We start from the raw sequence: 25,591 nt of genomic DNA on the forward strand, positions 1-25,591 counted from the left end.
CTTCAGGCCTGATTCCCGGCCCGAAGGGGGTGTTGGCGGGTGTCAACGTAGTGTTGACACACCATTGCATTGGTTTGTGTGGTGTCCGGGCCAGCCAACGGCTTGGATGGCACCGAACGACCACGGCTCACATCAGATCACCGCTTACGCCGGAGCGCAGGGGGTGTGATCCTCATCGGATGAGTCGGATGAACCGACTCTGCGAAACCGGGCCGAGTTGAACGGCCCGAGTCCGCGGTGCGTTCTTCGCGTCTTGACCGAACGGGCTTATACACTTAAGCACGTCGGAACGCTTCGACCGGCCGCGTCGACGGCCGGTCGGTGCCCCCTCGGCGGGGGCGCCTCGCATCTCATCGAATGCCCGGGTTGTACTTAACCTCGTCGAACTATCGGCACCACGTCATGCGGTTTCATGGAGCAACTCACAACCGAGTGACTCGTCGACGCGGCGCGACGGGTAGAGCTCGCCCACGAGAGCGAGCGACTGGAGAGGAGCGCGTGACCGGCAGACATATCAGAACTATATCATAGTGCTGCCGACGACTCGGAGGCACACGCGCGTGCGCAACATCGACAAAAGAAGAACTCGGGGGCAGCCGGTCATTTATACCACGGGCGTTTATAAGGGAGGGGGACACATATAAAAGCGAACGATGACGAACCCTGCAGACTCGATCGAGATTCAGAACGTTGTTGCATCGACGGGTATCGGTCAGGAGCTCGATTTGGAGGCGCTGGCGGAGGACCTCCCGGGTGCGGACTTCAACCCGGACAACTTCCCCGGCCTCGTGTACCGGACCCAGGAGCCGAAGGCGGCCGCACTCATCTTCCGCTCGGGGAAGATCGTGTGTACGGGCGCGAAGAGCATCGACGACGTCCACGACGCGCTCGGGATCATCTTCGAGAAGCTCCGCGGACTCCAGATCCCCGTTGAGGACGACCCGGAGATCACCGTCCAGAACATCGTGTCGAGCGCGGACCTCGGACACAACCTCAACCTCAACGCTCTGGCTATCGGTCTCGGACTCGAGGACGTGGAGTACGAGCCGGAGCAGTTCCCCGGCCTCGTCTACCGGATGGACGAACCCGAGGTCGTCATCCTGCTGTTCGGGAGCGGGAAGATCGTCATCACCGGCGGCAAGCGCACCGACGACGCCGAGGAAGCGGTCGAGGAGATCGTCGAGCGCATCGAAGGGCTCGGCCTGCTCGGCTGAGGGTCGAATCGATCGGTCTGTTCGGTTCCCGCCGTCTCGGAGACGGGCGGCGACCGGTGTCGAGCGGCCGTGGGTCGCTGTCGAGCGGCTGAGTGCGGTCCGGTTACGTTTCGGCGTCGTCTTCGGTGAGCACCTCCTTGACGACGCTCGGGTCCTCGAGGAGTTGGTGTTTCGTGTAACTCCCCTCGGCGCTGCCGCCGCTGTGTTTCGACTGTTCGATGATGTCGAGGAACGCGTGTTCCTTCAGGAGGTCGCGGACGCGGCGCAGCGAGAGGCTGTCGGATCCCTCCTGGCGGCAGATGTTCTCGTATATCTCGTACACGCGGCTCGTGCGGAACCCGTCCTGACGACCGTTCGACAGCGACAGCAGCGCGAGCGCCTGGAGCACGTACCGCGAGTGCGGCGTGGAGCCACGAATGAGCTCGCGGAAGCGGTCGGTCTCGGCTCGCTCGCGCGCCTGCGTGACGAACTCCTCGCGAACCGTAGGCTCGCCGTTCGCCTGCGCGATCTCGCCCGCGTACCGGAGGATGTCGATGGCCTTCCGGGCGTCGCCGTGCTCGCGCGCGGCGAGCGCCGCGGCCCGGGGTATCGTCGAGGGTTCGAGCACGTCGTCGTGAAAGGCGTCCGCGCGCGCCTGCATGATCTCCCGAAGCTGGTTCGCGTCGTACGGCGGGAAGACGAACTCGCGCTCACAGAGGCTCGACTTGACGCGCTCGTCCATCCGGTCTTTGTACTGGATCTTGTTGCTGATCCCGACGACACCCAGCTTACAGTCGGTGATCTTCCCCGCCTCTCCCGCGCGGGACAGCTGCATCAGGATCGCGTCGTCGTCGAGCTTGTCGATCTCGTCGAGCAGGATCAGCACCACGTCGTACCGCTGGTCGAGGATGCGCCAGAGCCGCTTGTAGTAGGTGGAAGTCGAGAGTCCCTTGTCAGGGACGTTGATTCCGGTCTGCTCGGGGTCGTTCACGCCCTCGGCGATGGTCTGGACCGCCTGGGTCTCCGTGGTGTCCTGCGCGCAGTCGACGTAGGCGAACGTGGCGGTGACGCCCTCCTCGCTGGCGGTCGAGACGAGCCGTTTGGAGACGTACTTCGCGCACAGCGACTTCCCGGTGCCCGTCTTTCCGTATATCAGGACGTTGCTCGGGCTCTGTCCGAAGATGGCCGGGTTGACGGCCGTCGCCAAGTCGGATATCTCGTCATCTCGGCCGACGATCCGTCCCTCGCCGGGTAGGTGACTGATCTCGAGGAGCTCCTTGTTCGCGAAGATAGGATCCTCTCTCGTGAAGAGGTCGTCCGCTGCGTCCATGAGAGAGACACCGGGTTTCCGGTGAAATGCGTTCTGTTTCGCGACCGGGCGGGAGGCGAGGTCCGCACGTAATTCGACCGGTCGAGACACACACCGCGTTTCCGGTGAAACGGGGTGAGCGGTCGGTGGTGCGATCTTGGAGTGAGTCCTGTGACCGAGGGAAACAGGACATCGGAGAGCGACACCGGGCGACAACGTCCGTCAGTTCGGAAAATCCGAGCGAGGCACGGCGGTGACACGTCTCAGCATTTCACCGGAAACACGGTGTACGGTGTCGTGTCGAAGCTCCCCTCACGGCGGAGACCGCGTTTCCGGTGAACGACATAGTTCGCTCGGCGAGCATTCGCTTCTATCGCTTGGCGAGCTATACTCACATTTAACTAATAAACCCGTTGTTTCAAAACAGACAGAATAGTGGAGGGTCCGCGATTCTACTTCGGCGGGTCTCGCACGCCTCCCCCAGCCGGCAGTACACCCCCAGGCGACGACACCCGATTTCACCGGAAACACGGTGTGTCACTCACACCGCGACTCACGTTGGTCGGGGAGAACGACGCGGTGCCAGCCGCGAAGAAATTACGAGAAATTACGGGGAGTCGGTCGCGGGAAACGGAGGCCCCGCGAAAGAAGTACGCCACGTCGGCCCCGAGTGCTGCTAGAAAACGGCGAAGAGTGGCGGAAGGCAGTCGACGAGGGCCTTCGCCGCACTCCGCTGGACGAGTTACTCCTGGGCGTCGACGACGGCGACGCTGGCGAGGTTGACGATGTCTTTCACCTCGTCGCCTCGCTGGAGCACGTGGACCGGTTCGTCCATTCCGACGAGCATCGGCCCGATGGCCTCGGCGCCGCCGAGGCGCTGGAGCAGCTTGTACCCGATGTTCCCGGCTTCCAGGTTGGGGAACACGAGGACGTTAGCCGCCTCGTCGAGCTGAGAGAACTCGTAGGTCCCGTTGAGGATGTCGTCGACGACGGCGGTGTCGGCCTGCATCTCCCCGTCGACGGGGAAGTCGACCGTTTCGTCGGACTGGAGGATGTCGACCGCCTCGCGCGGCTTCCGGGTCCCCTCGTTGTCGACGCTCCCGAAGTTGGAGTACGACAGCATCGCCGCGCGCGGCTCGACGTTGAACCGGCGCGCGAGGTCCGCCGTGTGTCGCGTGACCTCCGCGAGCGTCTCCGCGTCGGGGTCCTGATTGACCGTCGTGTCCGCACAGAAGATGACGCGGTTCTTGAACGTGAGCATGTACACGCCGGCGACGGTGTCGGTGTCGACCGCGGACCCGACGACCTGGAGCGGCGGCCGGAGCGCGGACGGGTAGTGGTGGGTGAGCCCGGTGAGCATCGCGTCGACGTCGCCCGTCTCCACCATCACGCTCGCGAGGTAGTTCGTGTCGCGCCGGACGAGGTCGGCCGCCTCGCGCTTCGTGATCCCCTTCCGCTTCCGGAGTTCGTACAACCGGTCGCCGTAGCTCGAGACGTCGCGGTTGTCGGGGTCGACGACCTCGGGTCGGAACGAGAGCCCGAGCTCGGCCGCGGTCTGCGAGATGGTGTCCGCGTCGCCGAGCAGCACCGGGTCGGCGATCCCCTGCTCCGAGAGCTGGTACGCCGCCCGGATCATCTTCTCGTCGGTCCCCTCGGCGAGCGCGATCCGCTTCGGGTCGCTCTTCGCTTTGTTCAAGACGACGCGCATCATCTCGCGGGACTTCCCGAGACGTGCTTCGAGCCGCTCACGATACTTCGCTAGGTCGATCTCGGTTCGGGCCGACCCGGACTCCATCGCCGCCTCCGCGACGCGCGGGGCCACCTCGAACAGCACGCGGGGGTCGAGCGGCTTCGGGATCACGTACTCGGGGCCGAACTGGAGCGGGTCGTCGCCGTACGCCTTTACGACCGCGTCCGGAACGTCCTTGCGGGCGAGGTCGGCCAGCGCCTCCGCGGCGGCCGCCTTCATCTCCTCGTTGATCTCGGTCGCGCGCACGTCGAGCGCCCCACGGAAGAGGAACGGGAACCCGAGCACGTTGTTCACCATGTTCGGGTAGTCCGATCGGCCGGTCGCCATGATCACCGTGTCGTCGCGCGCGCCCTTCGCGTCCTCGTAGGTGATCTCCGGGTCGGGGTTCGCCATCGCGAAGATGATCGGATCGGCGGCCATCGAGCGGACCATCTCCTGTGAAACGATCCCGCCGACGGAGAGTCCGACGAACACGTCGGCGCCCTCCATCGCGTCCGCGAGGTCACCGCCCTCGACCGGGCTGGCGAACTGGCTCTTGTACTCGTTGACCTCGCCGTCCTCGACGCGCGACTCGGTGATGATCCCCGAGGAGTCGCACATCGTGATGTTCTCTTTGCGCGCGCCCAGCGATACGTAGAACCGGGCCGTCGCGATGGCGGACGCGCCCGCGCCAGAGAAGACGATGTCGAGCTCCGAGAGGTCCTTATCCGAGATGTCGACCGCGTTCATCAGCGCCGCGCCCGAGATGATCGCGGTGCCGTGCTGGTCGTCGTGGAACACCGGGACGTCCATCTCCTCGCGGAGCCGCTCCTCGATTTTGAAGCACTCGGGCGCCTTGATGTCCTCGAGGTTGACCCCGCCGAACGTCGGTCCCATCGCCTTCACCGCCTCGCAGAACGGGTCGACGGCGTCGATGTCGAGCTCGATGTCGAACACGTCGATGTCGGCGAACCGCTTGAACAGCACTCCCTTCCCCTCCATGACGGGCTTGGAGGCGGCGGCGCCGATGTCGCCGAGCCCGAGGACGGCCGAGCCGTTCGAGACGACGGCGACGAGGTTCCCCTTCGCCGTGTACTCGAAGACGGACTCGGGGTCGGCCGCGATGTCGCGACACGGCGCCGCGACTCCCGGCGAGTACGCCAGCGAGAGGTCCCGCTGCGTGTTCGTGGGCTTCGTCGTCTCTATCTCGATCTTCCCGGGCGGCTCCTGTCGGTGGTACTCCCGCGCGTCGTCGTCTAGTCCCATGTCTCTCTCCATTCGTGAACGGAGTAAAAAGCTATCCGATGGTGTCGAGTACGCAATTCGACGTTCGACGATCACTCGGCGACTCGTACGCGGTGCCGAGAACCTCGGCCACCGCGATCATCACGACCGAGCCCGCCAACGACACGCGATCGCTATCGACCGCCGCCGACTCACTCGCCGGTCGGTTCCCGGTCGTCGCTCGCGGCGAGCGTCGGCGCCAGCGGCGCGAGGGTCGGATCGATGCCGGCCAGCGTCGAGACTTCGAACGCGGTCAGGTACGTCCGCACGACCAGCGTGGCCGGGAGCGTCAGGACCACGACGGCGACGACCGCGCAGACGAGCACCGCCGCGAGGGCGATCGCCCCAGCGGTCGTCCCGATCAACGCCCCGACGCCGCCGAGCGCCACCGCCGCGAGGAGGAGCGCGACGAGCGCCGAAACCCCGACGACGCCGGCGACGAACGCGGCGGCGACGGCCTGAACGATCCCGACGCCGGCCGCGAGGACGAGGTGAACCGCAAAGTAGAAGACGACGTCGGCCCACGACCCGCGGAACGACGCCCAGACCGCTCGCCACCCGTCGATCACGCCAACGTCTCTGGCGACCATCGCCGGAGCGACGAACTCGAACGTGATCCTGGAGACGACGGTCCCGACGACCGCGACCGTGGCCCCGATCACGGCCAGCACGCCGAACGCCGGACCGATCACCGACGACCGCGCAGCTAATCCCCCAGCCGAAACGCCGAGGAACCGCAACAGGTCGGGATCGATCGCAATCGCGACCGCGACCGCGGGAAGCCCGACGGCGACAGCACTCAGCACCGCGACGCCGAGGAGACCGAGCGCCTGTCGGAAGCGGTCGCGGAACGGCCGCCAGAGCGCGACCTCCGTCGTCGAGAGCGCCTCGTAGAAGACGAGCCGAAACGCGATCGAACACGCGAACAGAGCCATCCCCGCGAGGAGGACCCCGAGAGCGAGTCCGGTCAGCAGCGCGGCGTCGAGCCCGGCCAGTAGCGCGGTGTCGAACCCGGCGAGACGCTCGACCCCCGCGTTCGCGGCGCGTTCGACGCCCGCGGGCACCGACACGGGCTCTGTGACCCCGGCGTCGCTCCAATCGCCGGCACCGCCGCCGGCGGGACCGCCGAGAGACGACGTCGTCGCGCCCGACGCCCCGGCGCCGCCGCTCACCATCACGAGCGCCAGGAACCCGAGCTTCGCCCACCGAACCGCTTCGAAGGGAAAGAGGAACCCGCGCGTGACCCGGACGGCGCGGTCGACGGCCTCGACGGCGTGCCGGCTCATACTGACCGTTCGCCCGAGGGCGTGAAATAGGCTGGCCACTGGTCCCGGACGGTTCAGGGGGAGAGCGGCTGACCCCGGGCACCGTGTCACGGGCCACCAGGCGACCCGCAGCCGTTTAGGGCGGACGCGACGAACCGGTCGCCATGAAGGTCCGCGGCGAACGCGAGTGCCAGTCCTGCGGCGCGCGGTGGTCGTACTACGACACGGGCTCCGTCGCGTGTCCGAGCTGCGGGGACCTGCGCAGCGTCGGCGTCGACGACCGCACGGCCCACACGGACGCCCCCGTTTCGCTCGACCTCGCCCCTCACCGCGAGCGGTTCGGAGAGGCACAGGAGACCCTCCCCCGATCCGGCGTCGACGAGCTCCAGTCCGACCTCCGGGAGTACTGCCGGAAGCGCGGGTTCATCGACGGGGGGAAGCTCGCCCCGCTCGGCGGGACGTACCTCGCTGCCCGCGAGCTGCTTGAGGCCGTCGACTGCTACGAGCGGCTGCGCGACCCGACTGACGCCGACGGCGAGTACCTCCTCGCGCTGCTCGCCGGCGCGGACGACGGCGCCCGACCCGCGGCCGAGGAGGTCCCGACAGCGCTCCGGGAGGCGCGGGGAATGGCCGCCGTGCGCGCCGTCGAGGCTTACCGGAGCGACGTGCTCGACTTCCTCGACGAACTCGAATCAGGCGCTGGGGGGAACCGGGCCGAAACGAACGGCGACGACGGGACCGACGCTGACGACGCGCCGACTGTCACCGTCGACGGCCCCGACCCAGAAGACAGGATCGCCCCCGCCCGCGACGCCTTCGAGCGCCTCCGCGACCGCGTCACGCGTGTCGACGCCCTCGGCGGTGACGTGTCGCCCGCGACCGCGGACGCCCTCGTCGACGCCGCCGCCGCGCTCGGGGCCTACGTCCGAACCGGCGACGAGGGAAGCCTGCGGACCGCAACCGACCTGATCGACGACGCGAGCGTCGACGGCGTCGACCCGACAGATCGCTGAGCCGCCCGCCGCTCGCCCGCCGCCCGCCGCACGCGGCGCGTCAGTCTTCGCCGGGCGCGACCACCGCGTTCGAGAGCGTCCCGACCCCTTCGTACGTGATCTCGACGCGCTCGCCCGGCTCGACGAGGCCGGGGTTCGCGGGGCTGCCGAACGCGATACAGTCGCCGGGCTCGAAGGTGAATCGCTTCGAGAGGTACGAGACGATCTCGCGGGGACCGAACAGCATCAGCTCCGTGTTGGCGTCCTGGCGCGTCTCGCCGCCCACGGTCGTCTCGATATCGAGGGCCGTCGGGTCGACGTCGGTCTCGATCCACGGCCCCAGCGGCGCGGAGCCGTCGAACGCCTTGCGGGCGGTCCGCCCCTGCTGGTCGAGCGCGTCGACGTCGTTCATGACCGTGTAGCCGCGCACGACGTCCGGCACCTCATCGGGCGCGAGGTCGCGGCACCGCTCGTCGATCACCGCGACCAGTTCGCCGGCGTAAGTCAGCTCGTCGGTCCACTCCGGGTACCGGACCGGCTCGCCGTGCGCCAGCAGGCTGGCCGGCGGTTTGACGAAGAAGTCCGGCTCGGCAGGCCGCTCGTAGTCCATCTGGTCGAGCGTTTCGGCGTAGTTCCGGCCGACGCAGTACAGCGCACTGGGGTCACAGGGCGGGAGCAACCGACCGTCGCGGCCGACCTCGTAGCGGCCGTCGTCCGCGACGACCGCGCCGTCGTCGTAGCGGCCGGCCACGGGGCCGTCCGGCGTGAGCAGTCGAGCGAGTCGCATGCCAGAACGTCTGCGCTGGCCTTCGAAAAAGCGTCGGTGACGGCAGCGCCCGGGTCAGTCTCGGTCCGACCTCGACTCGCCGCCGTCCGACCTCGACTCGCCACCGTCCGACCTCGACTCGCCGCCGTCCGACCCCGACTCGCCGCCGTTCGTTCTCGCCGCTGCGTCGTCGGTTTCTTCACTTTCTACCTCGACGCCGATGACGACGCCCGACCGGATCTCAAGCGCGGTGTCGAACTCTTCCCGGCGACCGCTCCCGGACCCGATCCGCTCGACCGCTGCCTCGTGGGCTCGCACGACCGCGTCGCGCTCGCGCTCGGAGAGCCCGACGCGGTCGGCCACCGCCTCCCAGTGGTCCGGTTCGACGAGGAACGTCTCGCGGTCCGGCTCGGTCGCGACCCGCTCGTAGCGCCGGCGGTACTCGTCGATCCTTGTCCCCAAATCGGCCTGGACGCGCGTGAGCAGCGCCGGGACGCGGGCGGCCGGCACGCTCGCGAGCGCCGCCGTCTTCACCAGCGCGGTCCCCTCGATCGGGTACGGACCCGGGTCCTCCTCGGCGCCGTCCCGCCCTCCCGATTCCCCGCCGTCGGCGTCGTCGGACATCACCCGCCGGCGCGCATCGCCTTCTGCCGGTACCTCGGCAGGAGCTCGGCGAGGACCTCGGGGTCGCCCGCGAACTCGGCGGTCACCTCGGTGAGCTTGATGGCGGCCGCGGCGGTCACCGTCTCGGCGCTGAGGGTCACTCGCCAGCCGTCGCCGTCCACCCGGGTCGCGGCCGCGGGGTCGTCCGTCCCCACTAGCTCCCCGCCGAGGTTGCGGAGGTAGTGAGCCGCGAGCCGTCGAGAGATACCGCGGTACGCCACCGTCTTTCGCTCCCACCCCTCCTCGGCGGGCGGGAGGTCGGCCCCCGCCGCCTCGTCGTCGACGCCCCCCTCGGTCGCCGCCGACGCGTCGTCGGTCATGCGCCCCCCGCGACCGGCGGGAAGACGGAGAGCCGGTCGCCGTCCGCCATCGGCGTGTCGAGCCCGTCGAGGTGGAGCACCTCGCGGCCGTTCTTCAGGACGTTGATCTGGGGAGCGAGGTCGCCGTCGACGATCAGCCGGCCCTCCATCCCCTCGTACTCGGCCTCCAGTTCGCGCAACACGTCGCCGACGGAGGAGCCGTCGGCGAACTCCGCGTTCACCGTCTTCCCGCCGGCGGCCTCGCGAAACGTCGCGAAGAACCGCAGTTCCAATTCCATACCCGTACGTCGTGTCGCGGCGGCTTAAAAGCGGTCGGCCGCGGAACCGAACCGACGGCGGACGCGCGGCGACGACGGCGATCCGTGGCCCACAGTTCGCGGCCCGCGCGAGGTCGCACCCGCTACAGGTCCGACAGCCGGATCCCGTCTTCGACCAGCCGGAAGTTCCGCTCGCGGTCAAGGTCGTCGGCGAGCCACTCGTGGTCGTACAGCTGGCCGATCAGTTCGAGGTAGAGGTTCCGCCACGCGATGGCGTATATCGGCGACTGCCCCCACGCGCGGAGTTCGGGGACGAACTCGTGGTACGTGCTCGCCTGCGACTCCATGCGCTCGACCGCGTCGGCGACGACCTCGGCCGCCTCGTCCGGGTCCGCCTCGTCGAGCGCCTCGTTCAGCCGCGACTGGATCCCCGCGATGGCGCGTCGCATGTCGCGTTCGGCGGTCCCCTCGTCCTCCGGAAGCGACTCGACGACGCCCTTCGGCACGCCGAGTTCGATCTCTGGCATGGGAACACCTCGGGGGAGCGCGCTGAAAAAACCCGTTCACCCGGCGACGGGAGCGGCGGTAAGGACGCCCGCGGAGCCACGGTGCGAAACCGATCGCGACCGGCGCTCACGGGTCACCGCTCCCCGTTCGGAGAGCCACGTTCCCGTCACGTTCCCGACCGCTCGCCGGCTGGCCGCCGGCGACAGCGATGCGGGACCGTCGCCGGGCTGCGGGCCGTAAGCTCCGAAGCCGGCGTGGTTGACGCCGTCGAGTTCGACGACCCGAGCGTCCGCCGGGAGGTTCTCCCGAGAGGCGCGCTCGCGCTCGGCGTCGATCACTCCGTCGGCGCCGCCGAGGACCACGAGCGCGTCGAGGCCGCTCTGTGAGAGGTCCCGGTCGCAGTACGCGGCGTGGAGGACGAGCGCGTCGTACGCCCCGGCATTACCGGCGGCGTGTCGGCAGGCCATAGCGCCGCCGAGCGAGTGGCCGCCGACCGCCCACGCGTCCACATCGGGGTAGCGTTCCCGGACGCGGTCGGCGCGGTCCGGCGCGAGAACGGCAAGGTTGAGCGGAGCGTCCACCACGACGACGAGCGCCGCGCGGTCGGAAGCGGCAACGATCTCGGCGGCGGTGGGAACGTAGCTCTCGTGTGACACTCGCCCGCCGGGGTAGTAGACGAACCCGACGGTCGACGCGGTCACCGGCCCGTCGCGGACCGCGGTCCCGACCGGCGTCCGATCGACGGCGACGTCCGGGTCGGCCTCGGCGGCCGCGACCGCGTCGGCGTTCGGCCCGAGTCCGGCGGCGAAGTACGCGGCACCGGCGGCGACGACGATGGCAGAAAGGAGGACTACCGCGCCCGCGGCGAGCGCGAGCGTCCGGCGCGTGGGCAGTCGGCGCGCGATCGAGTCGAGGGAATTCCTCACGGCGTCGGCGCCGCCTTCTGGAGCGCGGTCTCGGCGATGTTCCCGCCGTAGTCGGCGGACCGAAGCACGGAGTCGACGACGAGCCCGAGCAGCTGGGCCCGCGTCGGGTCGAGGTCGCGGAGCAGTTCGTCGATGGAGCGCACGCGCTCGTCGATGGCTCGAACGCCGGTCCGCGCCTCGTTGGCCCGGCGGGTCGCGGCCTCGGTGTCGTCGTCGAACAGCGCGTCCATCGCCGCGTCGATCACGTCGACGGCGTCGCCGTGGAGGTCGCTCACCGCCTCGACCACGTCCGCGGGGAGGGCCTCGTCGATGTTCAGCGTGAGGTGCGCGATCTTCGTCGCGTGGTCGCCGATCCGCTCCAGCTGCCGGGCGCTGGAGTGATAATCGAAACACTCCTCGCGGGGGAGGCCCAGCTCCTCGGCGGCCTTCGGCGTCCGCAGGGTGGCGCGGAAGATCCGCGAGACGACGAGCCACAGGCGGTCGAGGTCGTCGTCGCGGCCGATCACGTCGCGCGCGAGGTCGTGGTCGCGCTCCGAGAGCGCGGTGATCGCGTCTTCGAGCATCGACAGCGAGATCAGTCGCATCCGCGTGACCGCGTTGTGGATCGAAAGCTCCGAGGAGTCGAGCAGGTCATGGACGACGACGCGGTCGCGCGTCTCCTCTAACACCTCCAGCCCGACGAGGCTCTGGACTCCGTCGCGGATCGTCGAGCGCTGCTCGGTGGTGATCTCCGCGGCCTCCAGTTCGATGACGTCGAATCCGCTGACGTACATCGTCGTGACCGCTCGGCGGAGCGCCTGACCGCTCAGACCGGATATGTCCAGCGACCCCCGCGTCCGTTCGGACTCGGACCGCGGGGTGAGGAACAGCGAGTCGCCGTCGGGGTGGAACTCGATCTCCGTCCCGGCCTCGACGTCGTTGTCGGTCGCCCACGTCTTCGGAATCGAAACGGTGTACGTCGAGCCGCCGGTGACCTGGACCTTCCGCGTTTCCATATCAGGCCCTCGGGAGCGGACCGCCTTAATTTTGATCAAAATATATACCTCCGTCAGAGAGTACGGGACAACCCCGCCGACTCAGCTCGCTCTGTCCCGTTCAGCGTTTTCTAAATCGGTATTAAGAAACAATTATGAATATATAGTATTGTATATTTTCAGACAGTCCATCCTCGGTGCCGCTTCAAACCACGCGGTTGCGCGGGTCGTCGCCGGCGTCCAGCCGCGCGACGTTGTCCGCGAGGATGTCGGCGACGCGCTCGTAGTACTCGGGCGTGTGGCCGGCGTTGTGCGGCGTGATCGTCGCGTTCGACAGCCCCCACAGCGGGTGGTCCTCCGGGAGCGGTTCCGGGTCCGTGACGTCCAGCGCCGCGCCGCGGATCCGGTTGTTCCGAAGCTCCGTCACCAGCGCGTCGGTGTCGACGATCGGCCCCCGCGCGATGTTGACGAGGACGGCGTCGGACCGCATCGTCCGGAGCGCGTCCGCGTCGACCAGCCCCCGCGTCGTCTCCGTGAGCGGACACGCCAACACGACGTACTCGGCGTCGGTGACGGCGTCGTGGAACTCGTCGAAGCCGTACACCTCGTCGGTCGGGCCCCCCTTCTCCGGGGTGTAGCGCACCCCGACCGTGTCGACGTCGAACGACTCCAGGCGGTCGACGACGGACCGGCCGATGGCGCCGAGTCCGACGACGGCGACCGTCGAGCCGTACACCTCCGTCGTCTCGTAGGTGCGCCACTCGCGGCGGGACTGCTGGCGGTACGCGCGGTGGAACTGTCGCGCGTGCGCGATGATCGACCCCACGACGTGTTCGGCGATGTTCGGTCCGTGGACGCCCGAGGCGTTCGTCACGGCGACGCCGTGGTCCGCGAGCAGGTCCCGCGGCAGGTGGCCCGTCCCCGCGAACACGCAGGCGAACAGCTCCAGGTCGTCGGCGACCGAGAGCAGGTGTTCGTCGATGCTGAGTCCGACGGCGACCCTGGCGGTCCGGATCAGCTCCCGCTCCTCCGCCGGCGTCCGCGCCCGCGCCACCTCGGCGTCGGGGAGCCGCTCGCGGATCGCCGCCGCCAGTTCGTCGGGGCCGAGCCCGTGGATCGTCTGTCGAAGCACCAAGACGTCTGGATCGCTCATGGAGGCAGTCTCGGCGGCGGCGACAAAAATGGTACCAGTCGTCCGGCCGCGAACCTGGCGTGCCGACGGAGCGGCCCGGAGCCCGGGCGGGCGGGCTACGACAGCGCCGCGTCGAACGCCGCCTGGAGGTCCGCCTTCATGTCGTCGACGTGCTCGATCCCCACGGACACGCGGACGAGGCCGTCGGTCAGCCCGGCGGCGAGCCGCTCCTCGCGCGGGATGGCCGCGTGGGTCATCGCCGCCGGCTGCTCGATCAGGCTCTCGACGCCGCCCAGCGACTCCGCCAGCGTGAACACCTCGGTCTCGCTCACGACCGTCGACGCCTCTTCGAGGGTGCCGTCGAGCTCGAACGAGAGCATGCCGCCGAAGTCGTCCATCTGTTCGGCCGCCAGCTCGTGGTCAGGGTGCGACTCCAGCCCAGGGTAGTAGACGCGGTCGACCGCGTCGTGACCCTCCAGCCACTCCGCGAGCGCCATCGCGTTCTCGCAGTGGCGGTCCATCCGCACCGGGAGCGTCTTCGTCCCGCGGAGCACGAGGAAGGCGTCGAAGGGGCCGGGCGTCGCGCCGACGGAGTTCTGGTAGAAGCCGAGCCGTTCGTCAAGCTCCTCGTCGTCGACGATCAGGGCGCCGCCGATCGTGTCCGAGTGGCCGCCGAGGTACTTGGTCAGCGACTGCGAGACGATGTCGGCGCCGTGTTCGAGCGGCCGCTGGAGGTACGGGGTCGCGAACGTGTTGTCGACCGCGCAGAGCGCGTCGCCCTCGTGGGCGATGTCGGCGAGCGCGCCGATGTCGTTGACGTTCATCAGGGGGTTCGTCGGCGTCTCGACCCACACCAGCTCGGTCTCGTCACGCATCGCGTCCCGGACCGCGTCGTGGTCGGTGGTGTCGACGAACGTCGTGTCGAGATCGTACTCGTCGTACACCTGCGTCAAGATTCGGTGGGTTCCGCCGTACACGTCGTCGCCCGCGACGACGTGGTCGCCCGCCGAGAGCAGGTTGAGCACGGTGTTGATCGCGCCCATCCCCGAGGAGAAACAGCGGGCGTGGCTGCCCGACTCGAGCGAGGCGAGGTTCGCTTCGAGGTCGGTCCGGGTGGGGTTCCCGGTCCGGCTGTACTCGTAGCCGCGGTGGTCGCCGGGCGCGTCCTGCTCGTAGGTGGAGTTCGCGTGGATCGGCGTCATCAGCGCGCCGGTCTCCGGGTCCGGCTCCTGGCCGGCGTGGATCGCGCGGGTCTCGAACCGCCTGTCGTCGCCCTCGGCGTCGTCGGATCGGTCGATCATATCCGCCTCTCCGTCACCGACGGTGGTGATTCTTCCCCTTCGGAGTGCGGGCGGATCCGGACGCGCCGCTCGCGAGGTGAGAATGGATGCTCGGTCAGGGATTTGAACCCTGGTCGTCGGCTGACTTCCGAACCGGCGCCGAGGCGCCGCGTCCGCCGAAAGGCCAACATGATTGGCCGGACTACACCAACCGAGCGCAACCGGTGATTACGCCGGGGGCAATTTAAGTCTTCTCAACTCCACGCGCCGGGGAGGGGTCCGACGCCCGACCGCGAGGGCTACTCGTCGACGTCGACGCGCTCGATCTCGACGGCCTCGCGGGGGTCGTCGTTGCGGCCGGTCGGCACCGCGCCGATCTCTTCGACGACGTCCATCCCGTCGACGACCTGCCCGAAGACGGCGTGCTTGCCGTCGAGGTGCGGGGTCGCGTCCAGCGTGATGAAGAACTGCGAGCCGTTCGTGTTCGGACCGGAGTTCGCCATCGAGAGGACCCCGGGCCCGTCGTGGGTGAGTTCGTCGTGGAACTCGTCGTCGAACTGGTAGCCGGGGCCGCCGCGACCGTTCTCCATCGGGTCGCCGCCCTGGATCATGAAGTCGTCGATGACGCGGTGGAAGACGTTGCCCTCGTACAGCGAGTCGCCGCGGACCTCGCCGGTCTTGGGGTCTTCCCACGTGTTCGTCTCCGGCGCGGGCTCGGCGTCCGCGGCGGGGTCGTGTCGCGCCAGGCCGAGGAAGTTCTCGACCGTCCGGGGCGCGCGGTCAGCGAACAGCTCGACGACGATGTCGCCGTGGTTGGTCTGAAGCGTTACCTGCGGGTTGTCGGGGTCGGACACGTCGCGTCCCATACCCACGGGGAGGGCCGCCCGCCGGAAAACCCTACCCATCCGGCGCCCGACTGCCGCCCGGCGACACCCTCGATCGACCGTCGCTGACCGCCTTCCCGACCGGTCAGCCGACAGGTCCGCCGACCGGTTCCCCGGCCGACAGGACTTTGCGGGTGGGCGTTCCGTACCCACGCATGTACGACGACATCCTCCTGCCCGTCGCCCCCGGCGGCGAGGCGAACGACGCCATCCCGCACGCGGCCAGCCTCGCCGAGCGGTACGACGCGACGGTCCACGTCCTCTCGGCCGCCGATACCGCCGCCGACACGCTCGCCGGCCCTCGGGCGGGCGTGTTCTCCGACCGACTGGCGGACGCGGCCGAGGAACGGGTCGAGGCGGTGACCGCCGAGTTGGAGGCGAGGGGCGTCGAGACGGTCGGCAGCGTCGTCCGCGGCGACCCCTTGGAAGTCATCGAGAACGCCATCGACGACGGCGCCGACATCGTCGTCATGCCGAGCCACACCCGTCGGGGGATCCGCCGGTTCCTCCTCGGCAGCGTCACTGAGAAGGTCGTCCGCGTCGCGTCGGTGCCGGTGGTGACCGTCCCGATGGCCGACCCCGACGAGGCCGAGGCGGACCCGCCGGACACCGGCGAGGCGGGCGACCCCGAGCCGTCCGGCGCCCAGTGACGGGCGCGTCGAACGGACGCGACACGGTCACGCGCGCCTTCCGCGTCGCGTACGACGGGCGGGCGTACGCCGGCTTCCAGCGCCAGCCCCACGCCCGCACCGTCGCGGACGCGCTCCTCGAAGCGCTCGCGGACCACGGCCTCGTCGAGCGCGGCGACGGGTCGACGCACGCCACGCCCACGGGCTACGCCGCGGCCGGGCGGACCGACGCCGGCGTCTCGGCTGTGGCCCAGACCGTCGCCTTCGAGGCGCCGACCTGGCTCACGCCCCGCGCGTTCAACGGCCACTTGCCGGGGTCGGTCCGCACGTGGGCGGCTGCCGACGTCGGCGACGGCTTTCACGCGACCCACGACGCGGCCCGGCGGACGTACCGGTACCACCTCTACGCCCCCGAGTCCGGGGCCGAATCCGCCTCGGACCGCGCGCGGCAGGACCCCGAGCACGCGGTCGACGACGACCGATTCCGGGAGGCGCTCGCGCGGTTCGACGGCGAACGCGACTTCCACAACCTGACGACCGACGAGACGGGGACGGTCCGCGACCTCGACGCGGGCGCGACCCGCGGGGGCGACACGCTCGTCGTCGAACTCTCGGCGGACGGCTTTCCGCGGGCGCTCGTGCGGCGGGTCGTCGCCGCGGCCCGCGCGGTCGGCCGCGGGACCGCCGACCTCGCGTGGATCGACCGACTGCTCGCCGCCGAGCCGATACCGGGCGACCGCGGGATCGGTCCCGCGCCGCCGGAGCCGCTCGTGCTGTGGGACGTGACCTACCCCGACGCCTCGTTCGCCGTCGACCGCGAGGCCGCGGAGAGCGCGCGCGTCGCCTTCGGCGAGCGACACAGGGACGCGCGACACGCCGCGTCCGCCACCGGCGCGGTCCGCGACAGGCTGTTCTCGGCGGTCGAGGGAGACTGACCGCGGGCGCCGACCGAGCCGCTCAGGCGGCCGAGCCGCCCGTCGGGGTCTCCATGCCGTCGACGCGGACCAAGAGGCTGTTGCCGTCGACGTTCGTCGCGTCGACGACGCCGGAGAGCCGCAGCCCGGTGGCCGGCGTCGGCCCGACCGTCACGTGGTCGCCCGCGTCGAAGGGGCCGACCGGACCGCGGATCACGAGCTCCGCGCGGCACAGTTCCGGGTTCGCGACGCTCGACAGGTCTATCTCCGCGACGGTGACGTCCTCGACCAAGGTGCCCTCGCGCTCGACCGGCGTCGTCGCGGCGTCCTCCAAGCGCTCGATGCCGAGCGCGTCGTAGGCCCCGTCGGTCGGGATGTAGCCGCCGTCCGGCCCGGCGACGCCCTCGACGAGGCCGAGGGTGCTGAGGCTCCCCATCCGGTTCCGCACCGTCCCCGCGTTGCGGTCGATTGCGTCCGCGATCTCGCGGCCCTGTACCGGCGCCTCTCGACCCTCCGAGAGGTTCACGAGCGCTGTGAGCACGCGTTCCTGACTCGAACTTAACTGGATCTTCGACATGGTAAGATAGAACTAGATGCGGATAATAAATGTTTGCGTATAACGACATTATATGATTAGATATGTGGTTATCTGCGCTGTTCCTACAAAAACAAGCAATGATTTTGGATACAAGACTTCATATACAAGTCACGGCACCGATCGAGATTCCCCATATACAATTATTTGAAAATATTTGTCTATAATTGCATGTGTATGTGGTTTTTCTTCTCTATTCCCACGAGACACTAGTAAATATACTATATCCTTATATTATCTACACCGCAAGTATTTATCACCGCGACCGGAAGCGGCGGACGACGAATGACGATCCAACGCGACGCCCGCGATCGCTCGCAGAGACGCGCCCGCGCTCCGCGCCGAACCGTCGGACGCTCCCGCGGGCGCACGAAGCGGACGGGGCGGACGGCCCGCGGAGGCGAGGATGGCTGACCGCGAGTCGGCGTTCGACCCGGACGATGCGGCCACCGAGCGCTCGGGGAGAGCGACGGGCTCAGGCGACGGCGGAGCGGCCGCCGGCCGGGTCCTCCCCGCCTCGCTGCTCCCGGACCGGGACCCCGCGCTCGAACGCGATCGAATCAGGTCGTTCGTGGCCGACCGGGTCGACGCCGCGGGCGCCGACGGCGTGGTCGTGAACATGAGCGGCGGGCTCGACTCGACGGCGACGGCCGCGCTCGCGGTCGAGGCGCTCGGGACAGACCGCGTGTACGGGCTGATCCTGCCGTGTAACAAGATCGGCGCGCCGCACGCCCGCGACGCCGAGGCGCTCGCGGAAGCGCTGGGTATCGACCACGACACGGTCCACCTCCAGCCGCTGTTCGCGCAGTTCGGCGCCGCGGTCCCGGACCGCTTCGACCTCCACGACGAGCCGGTGCGGTCCGGCAACGCCGTCGCGCGGCTCCGGATGGCGGTCGCCTACCTCGCCGCGAGCGCGACGGACCGCCTCGTCTGCGGCACCGCGAACCGGAGCGAGCTCCTGCTCGGCTACCTGACGAAACACGGCGACGGCGCGGCCGACCTGTTCCCGCTGGGCCACCTCTACAAGTCCGACGTGCGGGCGCTCGCGAGCGAGCTCGACGTGCCGGAGTTCGTCGTCGAGAAGGCGCCGACGGCGGGCTTCCTCCCGGGACAGCGCGACGCGGAGGACCTGGGCGCGCCGTACGAGGTCATCGACCCGGTCCTCCACCTCGGCGTCGACCGCGGGCTCAATCCCGAGTCCGTCGTCGAGCGGATCGCGGCGGCGCTCACGGAGGGCAAATCCCCCGCGGCCGACGCCGGGGCCGGCACCGACCTCGGCGCGGTCGACCGCGAGCTCGTCGCGGACCTGCTCGGGCGTCACCGCGCGTCGGCGCATAAGCGGCTTCCCGCGCCGACGCCGGACGCTGACCTGGAGTGAACGACCGGCGGGCCCGTCCCCCCGCTCGATCAGTCCCAGTCGGCCGGCCAGAGATCGGCGGCGCGCATCCCGGTCTCGAAGTCGGCCTCGCGGAACGCGGCCGCGAGCTCGTCGCGGTCGAGCCGCGGGAGGTCGCGTTCGGGCGCCGCGAACTCGGCGACGAGCAGCGCGACCAGCATCGCGTGTTCGCGGACGTTCCTGTCGTCCACCTTGTCCCGCGTGTCCGCGTGCGTGTGCCCCCAGCCGCGCCCGCGGTCGCCCGAGTCGCTGTGGAGCTGGAGCGCCGGCACGCCGCGGCGCACGAACGGCCACTGGTCGGAGAACGGGTGCGGCTGCGCGTCGACCTCGATCGGCTGCCGGGTCGCGGTCGACACCGCCTCCACGACCGACGCGGCCGCCGTGGAGGCGTGCGCGAGCGCGACGAGGTCCCGGAACCGCCCGGCTCCGTCGACGTTGACCACGCCCTTCACCCGGTCGAGGTCCAGCCGGTCGGCGAGGTGCTCCGCCCCGAGCAGCCCCACCTCCTCGGCGCCCACCGCGACGACGTCGACGCCGATCGGGAGGTCGGCGTCCGCCAGGATGTCGGCCGCGGTCGCGACCGTCGCGATCCCGCAGCCGTTGTCGAGCGCGCCCTCCGCGATGTCGTGGGCGTCGTAGTGTGCGAGCAGCAGGACCCGCTCGTCGGTGCCCGGCCCGGTGCTCCCGAGGACGTTGCGGCTCTCGCCGGGCGTCGTCGACGCCTCGACCGACAGCTCCGCCCGTGCGACGTCGTCTTTCGCGGCCCCGACGGCGCCGGCCTCGACGCCCACAGCGTACTCGCGCAGCCACGCGCCGGTCTCCTTCGAGACGCCGACCGCCACGGCCTCGGCCTCCTCGCCGAACGTGAGCGACCCGGTGGGGGGCAGCTGGCCGTCGAGGTGGTTGACGAACACGAACCCGACGGCGCCCGCGTCGATCGCGTAGCCGAACTTCTCCATGCGGTGGACGAACCGGCCGCCGGAGGGCGTGGTCGTCGACGCGACCGCGATCCGGCCCTCGACGTCGCGCTCATCGATCTCCGCGGGGGTGCCGTAGCCCACGTCGACGAGTTCGCCCGAGACGCTCCCCGACGGCGAGTACGGCAGCGCCAGGGCCCCGAACGAGCGCGTCGACGGCTGGCCGTCACGGCCCGAGACGGTCGCGTCGAGCGACGCCGACCCGCGCTCCCAGACCGGGAGGTCGAACGGCTCCGTGCGCACGTCCGCGAGCCCGACGCGCTCGAATACATCGGCGACGAGGCCCGCCGCCCGGCGCTCGCCCTCGCTCCCGGCCATCCGGCTCCCGATCGCGGTGAGGTCGGTGAGGAAGCGCCACGGATCGTCGTCGGTCCAGGTCGCGCCGAGGGCGGGGGCGAGTTCGTCCGCGCGCTCGCGGACGCGGTCGACCGCCGCGGCCGCCTCGGGTCGCGCCGCGTCTGCTGCGTCGTCGGTCATGGGCGTGCGTCCGTCGGTGAGGGCTTAAGCGTGTGGCTCGCGGCACCGCGGCTCGGAGCCGGCCGGCGTCCGCCGAAACGCTACGTTCAAGTGGGACGGTCAGGTATCTCGACTTGAGCACCGTTGGTCCAGTGGTAGGACATTAGCTTCCCAAGCTAATAGCCCGGGTTCAATTCCCGGACGGTGCATTCCTGCGGCGAACAATCCGTGAGCCGCAGGAATCAGCAGGGGAATTGAACCCTATCGGACGCGCGCAGCGAGTGAAACGAGCGAGCACGTCTGATTCCGGTTCAATTCCCGGACGGTGCACTTCTGACGGACTTTGTCAGTCAGCGTTTGCCTCGCTTCGCTCGGTAAACACTCTTCGGTCGTGCTCCGTCCGTTGTCCCGTTCACTCCGCTCACGGGACTCCCGGACGGTGCATTCCTGCGGCGAACAATCCGTGAGCCGCAGGAACCGTAGCCGAATCCGCTCCGGAAACTCGGTGCCGACACGGCCGCTCGCGGTCAGAAGATGTTCGCCTGATCGTACACGGAGATTCCGGTGTCCGTGATGTCGTACGGCTTCGTCTCGCGGGAGTGGTTCGCGTCGCGGATCTTCTGGATCTCGACGGCCAGCCGGGTCTCGCGGAAGTCGGAGCCGCGGACGTACTGGAGGACGAAGACGGCGTCCGTGAGGTACTCCACGATCCCGTGCCGCGAGGCGTACGGCGTGTCCTCGCTCGCCTCGGAGGTGAGCAGCGTGGTGACGCCCGATTCCTTCAGCGAGCGCGTGAACCCGAACACCTCCGACCGGCGCTTCGCCGGGTGGTCGTACATCATCTCCAGGAGGGAGACGGAGTCGAGCACCAGCCGGTCGGCGCCGAACTCGGAGATGAGCCGGACGAGGTCGTTGCGGATCGACGACAGTGAGTTGGCCATCTCGATCGGGTCGATGGCGACGACCGCGAGGCGGTCCTCGTCGGCGTGTTCGCGGAACGACCACCCCTTCTCGGTCGCGGTGTCGAGGATCGACTCGCGCGTCTGTTCCAGCGTGATGTAGATCCCTCTGTTCCCGGACTTGAGCGCGCGGTTGAGGAACTGGAGCGCGAACGTCGTCTTCCCCGTCCCGGCGCCGCCGATGACAGACAGCAGCGACCGCTTGGGGACCCCGCCGAGGATCATGTCGTCGAGCCCCTCGATCCCGATGTCGGTCCGCGTGATCTCCGACTCGAACTCGTCCGGGTCGGCGTCGAAGTCGGGCGGGCCGCCGGCGTCCGCGTCGCCCCCGAGGTCGCCGAACCCGAAGTCGTCGTCGCCGGCGGTCGCGGCGCCGCGGTAGCCGCCGAAGGGGTCGCCACCGCCCTCGGTCCCGCCGCCGCCCGCGCCGCTCGGTCCGCCGCCTCCTCCCCGACTCCCGCCGAAGGGGTCGTCCGCGCCGAACGGGCCCCCACCGCCCGAACCGGTGTCCGTCCCCGCGCCGGAGCCGCTCTCGGGGACGCCGTCAGCGTCTGTCCCGCCACCCCCGCCGAAGGGGTCGTCCCCGCCGAGGGAGTCGAACCCCTCGTCCGCGTCGAGGTCGCCGAACGCGTCGGCCGGCACGCCGTCGTCCGCCGATGGGGGGGTCTGCCCTTCGCCTCCGGACTCGTCGTCGCCTCCGACATTGCCGTCGAACGAGCCGCCGTCGTCGGCCGCGGCCCCCGCCTCGTCCGTTTCCGTGCCTACCTCCTCGCCCGCATCTTCGGACTTAGATTCGGAGTCGGCACCGCCGCCCAAGTCGCCGAGCTCGGCCGCCGGATCGTCGTAGTCGGTCGACACGGGATCAGGCTCGCCGTCCTCCGAATCGCCGTTCGCGGGATCGATTTCTGCCGCTCCGTCGGCCGGGCCGTCCGCCGCTCCCTCGTCGTCGCCGGATCCGCCCGCCGCGTCGCCCACCGGCCGCTCGTCGGACTCCTCGTCGGTCTCGCGCAGCGCGCGCTCGAACCAGTCGTCCTCCTCGCTCATCGTTTTCGCCGCCCGTGGGGGGTCGACATGGCCCGAGCAACGCGGCCGAGCGGCTTGAAACTTTCCGGCGGGGCGCCGAGACCCGGGAACCCGGCGGAGCCGCCCGATGTCCGCACGCTTTTATCCGGGGATCGGGATGGGTCTGCCATGGAAGTGGGCATCGTGGCGCGAAAGGGCAGCGAGCGGGCGGCGTCGCTCGCGGCGACGCTCAGAGACGTCGTCGTCGACGCGGACGAGAGCGTCTGGCTCGACGAGGAGACCGCCGCAGCCCTCGACGCCGGCGACGAGGCCCGGCCGGTCGGCGCGTTCGACGACTGCGACCTGGTCGTCGCGGTCGGCGGCGACGGGACGTTCCTGTTCGTCGCGCGCAACGCCGGCGACACCCCGATCGTGGGCGTGAACCTCGGCGAGGTCGGCTTTCTTAACGCCGTCCAGCCGGCGGACGCGGCGACGGCGCTCCGCGCCGAGATCCGGGCGTTTCGCGACGGCGGCTTGGACGTCCGCGAGGCTCCGCGGCTCGCGGCCAGCGCCGGCGACTGGACCTCGACGCCGGCGGCGAACGAGGTGGTCGTCCAAGGCGGGCGCCGCGGGCCGGGCGGCGGCATCGACTACGAGGTGCGCGTCGACGGCTCGCGGTACGCCGGCGGCCACGCCGACGGGGTCCTCGTGGCGACGCCGACCGGGTCGACGGCGTACAATCTCTCCGAGCGCGGCCCGCTGGTCCACCCCGATGTCGGTGGACTGGTCGTCAACGAGATGGTCGCGGACGAGGGGATGCCGCCGCTCGTAGTGGACGCCGACGCGACCGTCACCGTCGCCGTCGAGAGCGACGCGGGAGCGACGGTCGTCAGCGACGGCCGCGACACCGAGACCCTCGACGGGCCGGTCGAGGTGACAGTCGAGCGCGCCGCGCCGCCGATACGGATCGCGGGGCCGCCCTCCGACTTCTTCGAGGCGCTCGGGAAGCTGTCGTGACCGTGGCGGTCGCGCCGGCGACCCCCGCTCGAACGCACCCACAAAGCGTTTACCGGACGCCCGCGGACGCGGGAGCGTGAATCGCCGGACCACGGTCGGTCGGTACGCGCTCGGCGGGACCGCCGTCGCCGCGATCGCGGCGGTCGCGCTCGCGGTCTCCCCGGAGGCGGCGCTCTCGCGGCTCCGCTGGCTCGCGACCGATCCGCTCCGCTTCGGCGCCGCCGTGGTCGTGCTGGCGGCCGTCAGACCGCTCCTCGCGTGGCCGACGACGCTGCTCGCCGTCGTCGTCGGGTTCGGATACGGCTGGGTCGGGACGCCGTTCGCGCTCGCGCTCGTGGTCGGCACCGCCGTGCCCCCGTACGCGCTCGCTCGGGCGGGGCGGCTCAGGCTCGGGGGCGACCTCGACACGGCCGAGGACTCGGGCGTTGCAGCGCGGTTCTGTCGCGCCGGCGAGCGCTTCGCGGCGGAGTCCGGCGGCGTGCGCGCCGTGGCCGGGACGCGACTCCTGCCGCTCCCCTCCGACGCGGTGACGGTCGGCGCCGCGGCCGCGGGGGTCGGGGCCCGACCGTTCGTCTTCGGGACCGCGCTCGGCGAGCTGCCGTGGGTCCTCTGCGGGGTCGCCGTCGGCGTCTCGCTCGACCGCCTCGCGGCGGGCGGCGGGTCGCTCGTGGACCCCGCGGTGATCCTCGGGATGGCCGGCGTCGGCGCGCTGGTGCTGGCCGGCCCCCTGTACCGGACGTTCGTGCGGTCGGACGCGGCGGCCGCCTGACTAGATAGAGAGCGACGCCGCTCCGCGAGCGGTCGGGTGAACGGATCGGAGAAAGCGAAGACCGTCGGTGCGTCGTCGTCGCGCGGACGATCCGTGCGGGTCGTGTGCCTCTGACGGCGACGGGATGCCTCGAGTCGGGGACCGACCGCAGCGGCGCGCGCATTCCCCCGGTCCCCGAATCCCGGGAACCGACCCAGCCCTGACCCCGAAGCCGCGGTCGCGTCCGAGGGCTCGCGCGTGCGTGCGACCGGACGCGACCGCGGCTCCAACGGGGGACCGGGGGACTGCGGCGGCGCTACGCGTCGGCGGTCTCGTTGTCGCCGCTCGAACCGCTCCCGTCGGACTCGCTCGACTTCTCGTACTCGACCTCGATGCCGCTCGGCACCGGCCGGAGGAGGTAGCGGCCGTTTCCCCGCAGCACAGGCGCGAAGTCCGCAGTGAACGTCGTCCGCGTGTTCTCGCGGATCTCGAACGACTCGTTGAACTTCAGGGGCGCGTTGCCCGGCAGGTCGACGGTCGCGTCGCTCCCGTCGGTGAGCGTCCCGTCTGCCGACGACACGTCCAGCTGGAGGTACGGGTACTCGCCGGTCTGAAGCTCGCGCTCGTCGATCAGCTTCGTCTCGCCGTTCTGAAGCTCGACGAGGTCGGCCTCCTGCGGCTCGTCGAACTCGAAGTACTCGCGACCCTCCTCGGCGTCCTCCTCCCCATCGGTCTCGTTGCCGCCGGCGTCCGCGTCGTCGCCCTCGCCCGAGTCGTCACCGGTGTCGGTCTCGTTGCCGTCCTCGTCGTCCGACTCGGCGCCCTCCGGCCCGAGCCAGAACCCCTCGACGGTGACGACGAGCGACTCGAAGTCGCCGATGTCCGCCGGCTGGTCCGTGACCTGCGTCGCGAGCGTCCCGGTCGCGCGGCCGACGCAGCCGGCGAGGCCGGCCGCACCGAGCGCCGCGGCGCCGGTCGCCCGAAGGTAGGTCCGGCGGTCGAGCGCGTCGAAGTCGGGCTTGCGGTCCGTCACGTTACGCACCCCCGTCGGCGTCCGTTCCGTCGCTCGCGTCGCTCTCGCCGGCGCCGTTCCCGGCGACCTCGCTCACGGTCTCGCCGAGGTCGTCGACGCCGCCGTCGAGGAACTCGTTCACGCTGTCGAGGATGCCGCCGACGAAGTCGGGCACCTGGTCCGGGAGGTCGCCCGGCGGCCCGGCGTCGCCGGGGGCGTCGTCCGGGCCGGGCGTCGCCGCGACGGCACCGGCGGCCGCGCCGGTCCCGATCAGTACGACCGTGGCCAGCGCCACGAGCAGCGTCGTTCGGAGTGCGTTCATTGCGACTCGACCTCGGGCCCCGATGCCCTTTAATGGCGCAAGCCGTTCAGCCGAGTTGCGCCCGATTTAATTCGGTTAAACGG

At 70.1% G+C, this 25,591-nt stretch carries 25 protein-coding genes and 2 tRNA genes; 8 read left to right on the plus strand and 19 right to left on the minus strand.

Going from position 1 to position 25,591, the window contains the following annotated elements; genetic code table 11:
* Nucleotides 1-653: 653 nt before the first annotated feature.
* Nucleotides 654-1,214, plus strand: coding sequence for a TATA-box-binding protein (locus AMR74_RS13410; protein WP_049932645.1), 561 nt, complete (start codon nt 654-656; stop codon nt 1,212-1,214).
* A 103-nt stretch (nt 1,215-1,317) separates the two neighbouring features.
* Here AMR74_RS13410 and AMR74_RS13415 read toward each other — a convergent pair whose 3' ends face one another.
* The 3 genes from AMR74_RS13415 to AMR74_RS13425 form a co-directional block, all read right to left on the minus strand.
* A complete protein-coding gene (locus AMR74_RS13415) occupies nt 1,318-2,523 on the minus strand; it encodes a Cdc6/Cdc18 family protein (RefSeq protein ID WP_053772570.1) in 1,206 nt (401 codons plus the stop codon).
* Between the two features lie 721 nt (nt 2,524-3,244).
* Nucleotides 3,245-5,497 (minus strand): NADP-dependent malic enzyme, encoded by a 2,253-nt coding sequence (locus AMR74_RS13420; protein ID WP_053772571.1) that lies wholly within the window; start codon nt 5,495-5,497, stop codon nt 3,245-3,247.
* Between the two features lie 170 nt (nt 5,498-5,667).
* Nucleotides 5,668-6,801, minus strand: a complete 1,134-nt coding sequence (locus tag AMR74_RS13425) for a DUF7544 domain-containing protein (protein ID WP_053772572.1) — start codon at nt 6,799-6,801, stop codon at nt 5,668-5,670.
* A 143-nt stretch (nt 6,802-6,944) separates the two neighbouring features.
* Between AMR74_RS13425 and AMR74_RS13430 the strand changes: the two genes are divergently transcribed.
* Complete coding sequence (locus AMR74_RS13430) at nt 6,945-7,793, plus strand: DUF7117 family protein (RefSeq protein WP_053772573.1); 849 nt, start codon at nt 6,945-6,947, stop codon at nt 7,791-7,793.
* Between the two features lie 40 nt (nt 7,794-7,833).
* Here the strand turns inward: AMR74_RS13430 and AMR74_RS13435 are convergent, their stop codons facing one another.
* The 11 genes from AMR74_RS13435 to AMR74_RS13485 all read right to left on the minus strand — a co-directional run bounded on the left by AMR74_RS13435 (nt 7,834) and on the right by AMR74_RS13485 (nt 15,463).
* Nucleotides 7,834-8,559, minus strand: coding sequence for a fumarylacetoacetate hydrolase family protein (locus tag AMR74_RS13435; RefSeq protein WP_053772574.1), 726 nt, complete (start codon nt 8,557-8,559; stop codon nt 7,834-7,836).
* 54 nt (nt 8,560-8,613) lie between these two features.
* Nucleotides 8,614-9,162, minus strand: a complete 549-nt coding sequence (locus AMR74_RS13440; RefSeq protein ID WP_394324740.1) for a hypothetical protein — start codon at nt 9,160-9,162, stop codon at nt 8,614-8,616.
* Complete coding sequence (locus tag AMR74_RS13445; protein ID WP_053772575.1) at nt 9,162-9,521, minus strand: hypothetical protein; 360 nt, start codon at nt 9,519-9,521, stop codon at nt 9,162-9,164. The genes AMR74_RS13440 and AMR74_RS13445 overlap by 1 nt, the downstream gene beginning before the upstream one ends.
* Complete coding sequence (locus tag AMR74_RS13450) at nt 9,518-9,799, minus strand: ubiquitin-like small modifier protein 1 (protein WP_053772576.1); 282 nt, start codon at nt 9,797-9,799, stop codon at nt 9,518-9,520. Before AMR74_RS13450 ends, AMR74_RS13445 begins: the two co-directional genes overlap by 4 nt.
* A gap of 122 nt (nt 9,800-9,921) precedes the next feature.
* On the minus strand, nt 9,922-10,305 hold the full coding sequence (locus AMR74_RS13455; protein WP_053772577.1) for a hypothetical protein: 384 nt from the start codon (nt 10,303-10,305) through the stop codon (nt 9,922-9,924).
* A 36-nt stretch (nt 10,306-10,341) separates the two neighbouring features.
* Nucleotides 10,342-11,211 (minus strand): alpha/beta hydrolase, encoded by an 870-nt coding sequence (locus AMR74_RS13460; RefSeq protein ID WP_053772578.1) that lies wholly within the window; start codon nt 11,209-11,211, stop codon nt 10,342-10,344.
* A complete protein-coding gene (locus AMR74_RS13465; protein WP_053772579.1) occupies nt 11,208-12,206 on the minus strand; it encodes a phosphate signaling complex PhoU family protein in 999 nt (332 codons plus the stop codon). Before AMR74_RS13465 ends, AMR74_RS13460 begins: the two co-directional genes overlap by 4 nt.
* A gap of 184 nt (nt 12,207-12,390) precedes the next feature.
* Nucleotides 12,391-13,338, minus strand: a complete 948-nt coding sequence (locus AMR74_RS13470) for a D-2-hydroxyacid dehydrogenase (RefSeq protein WP_053772580.1) — start codon at nt 13,336-13,338, stop codon at nt 12,391-12,393.
* A 95-nt stretch (nt 13,339-13,433) separates the two neighbouring features.
* Complete coding sequence (locus tag AMR74_RS13475) at nt 13,434-14,618, minus strand: cystathionine gamma-synthase (protein ID WP_053772581.1); 1,185 nt, start codon at nt 14,616-14,618, stop codon at nt 13,434-13,436.
* An 87-nt stretch (nt 14,619-14,705) separates the two neighbouring features.
* Nucleotides 14,706-14,814 (minus strand) — tRNA-Glu (locus AMR74_RS13480).
* Between the two features lie 82 nt (nt 14,815-14,896).
* Entirely contained in the window at nt 14,897-15,463 is a 567-nt protein-coding gene (locus AMR74_RS13485) for a peptidylprolyl isomerase (protein ID WP_053772582.1), read from the minus strand.
* 173 nt (nt 15,464-15,636) lie between these two features.
* Here AMR74_RS13485 and AMR74_RS13490 point away from each other — a divergent pair, with 173 nt between their 5' ends.
* Together AMR74_RS13490 and truA are read left to right on the plus strand one after the other, a co-directional pair.
* A complete protein-coding gene (locus tag AMR74_RS13490) occupies nt 15,637-16,131 on the plus strand; it encodes a universal stress protein (RefSeq protein ID WP_053772583.1) in 495 nt (164 codons plus the stop codon).
* Nucleotides 16,128-17,045: a tRNA pseudouridine(38-40) synthase TruA gene (gene truA, locus AMR74_RS13495; RefSeq protein WP_053772584.1), complete on the plus strand. Its 918-nt coding sequence runs from the start codon at nt 16,128-16,130 to the stop codon at nt 17,043-17,045. Before AMR74_RS13490 ends, truA begins: the two co-directional genes overlap by 4 nt.
* A 22-nt stretch (nt 17,046-17,067) precedes the next feature.
* On the opposite strand, the gene AMR74_RS13500 is transcribed toward truA, so the two are convergent.
* The gene (locus tag AMR74_RS13500) at nt 17,068-17,601 is read right to left on the minus strand and encodes an HTH domain-containing protein (RefSeq protein ID WP_053772585.1); all 534 of its coding nucleotides are present in this window, start codon (nt 17,599-17,601) and stop codon (nt 17,068-17,070) included.
* Nucleotides 17,602-18,025: 424 nt separating this feature from the next.
* On the opposite strand from AMR74_RS13500, the gene nadE reads away from it, so the two are divergent.
* A complete protein-coding gene (gene nadE, locus AMR74_RS13505; protein ID WP_053772586.1) occupies nt 18,026-18,997 on the plus strand; it encodes an NAD(+) synthase in 972 nt (323 codons plus the stop codon).
* A 29-nt stretch (nt 18,998-19,026) separates the two neighbouring features.
* Here nadE and AMR74_RS13510 read toward each other — a convergent pair whose 3' ends face one another.
* Nucleotides 19,027-20,469: a M28 family metallopeptidase gene (locus tag AMR74_RS13510; protein WP_053772587.1), complete on the minus strand. Its 1,443-nt coding sequence runs from the start codon at nt 20,467-20,469 to the stop codon at nt 19,027-19,029.
* A gap of 117 nt (nt 20,470-20,586) precedes the next feature.
* On the opposite strand from AMR74_RS13510, the gene AMR74_RS13515 reads away from it, so the two are divergent.
* Nucleotides 20,587-20,657, plus strand: a tRNA-Gly gene (locus tag AMR74_RS13515).
* A gap of 318 nt (nt 20,658-20,975) precedes the next feature.
* Here the strand turns inward: AMR74_RS13515 and AMR74_RS13520 are convergent.
* Nucleotides 20,976-22,451 (minus strand): KaiC domain-containing protein, encoded by a 1,476-nt coding sequence (locus tag AMR74_RS13520; protein WP_053772588.1) that lies wholly within the window; start codon nt 22,449-22,451, stop codon nt 20,976-20,978.
* Nucleotides 22,452-22,598: 147 nt separating this feature from the next.
* Between AMR74_RS13520 and AMR74_RS13525 the strand changes: the two genes are divergently transcribed.
* The gene (locus AMR74_RS13525; protein WP_053772589.1) at nt 22,599-23,426 is read left to right on the plus strand and encodes an NAD(+)/NADH kinase; all 828 of its coding nucleotides are present in this window, start codon (nt 22,599-22,601) and stop codon (nt 23,424-23,426) included.
* Between the two features lie 76 nt (nt 23,427-23,502).
* Complete coding sequence (locus AMR74_RS13530; RefSeq protein ID WP_053772590.1) at nt 23,503-24,195, plus strand: VTT domain-containing protein; 693 nt, start codon at nt 23,503-23,505, stop codon at nt 24,193-24,195.
* A gap of 295 nt (nt 24,196-24,490) precedes the next feature.
* Here AMR74_RS13530 and AMR74_RS13535 read toward each other — a convergent pair whose 3' ends face one another.
* Nucleotides 24,491-25,207 carry a DUF4382 domain-containing protein gene (locus AMR74_RS13535; RefSeq protein ID WP_053772591.1) on the minus strand — a complete coding sequence of 239 codons (717 nt, stop codon included), beginning with the start codon at nt 25,205-25,207 and terminating at the stop codon, nt 24,491-24,493.
* A gap of 1 nt (nt 25,208) precedes the next feature.
* Entirely contained in the window at nt 25,209-25,508 is a 300-nt protein-coding gene (locus AMR74_RS13540) for a hypothetical protein (protein WP_053772592.1), read from the minus strand.
* Between the last annotated feature and the right edge of the window lie 83 nt (nt 25,509-25,591).

The sequence above is a fragment of the Halorubrum tropicale genome (genome assembly GCF_001280455.1).
GTDB lineage: Archaea > Halobacteriota > Halobacteria > Halobacteriales > Haloferacaceae > Halorubrum > Halorubrum tropicale.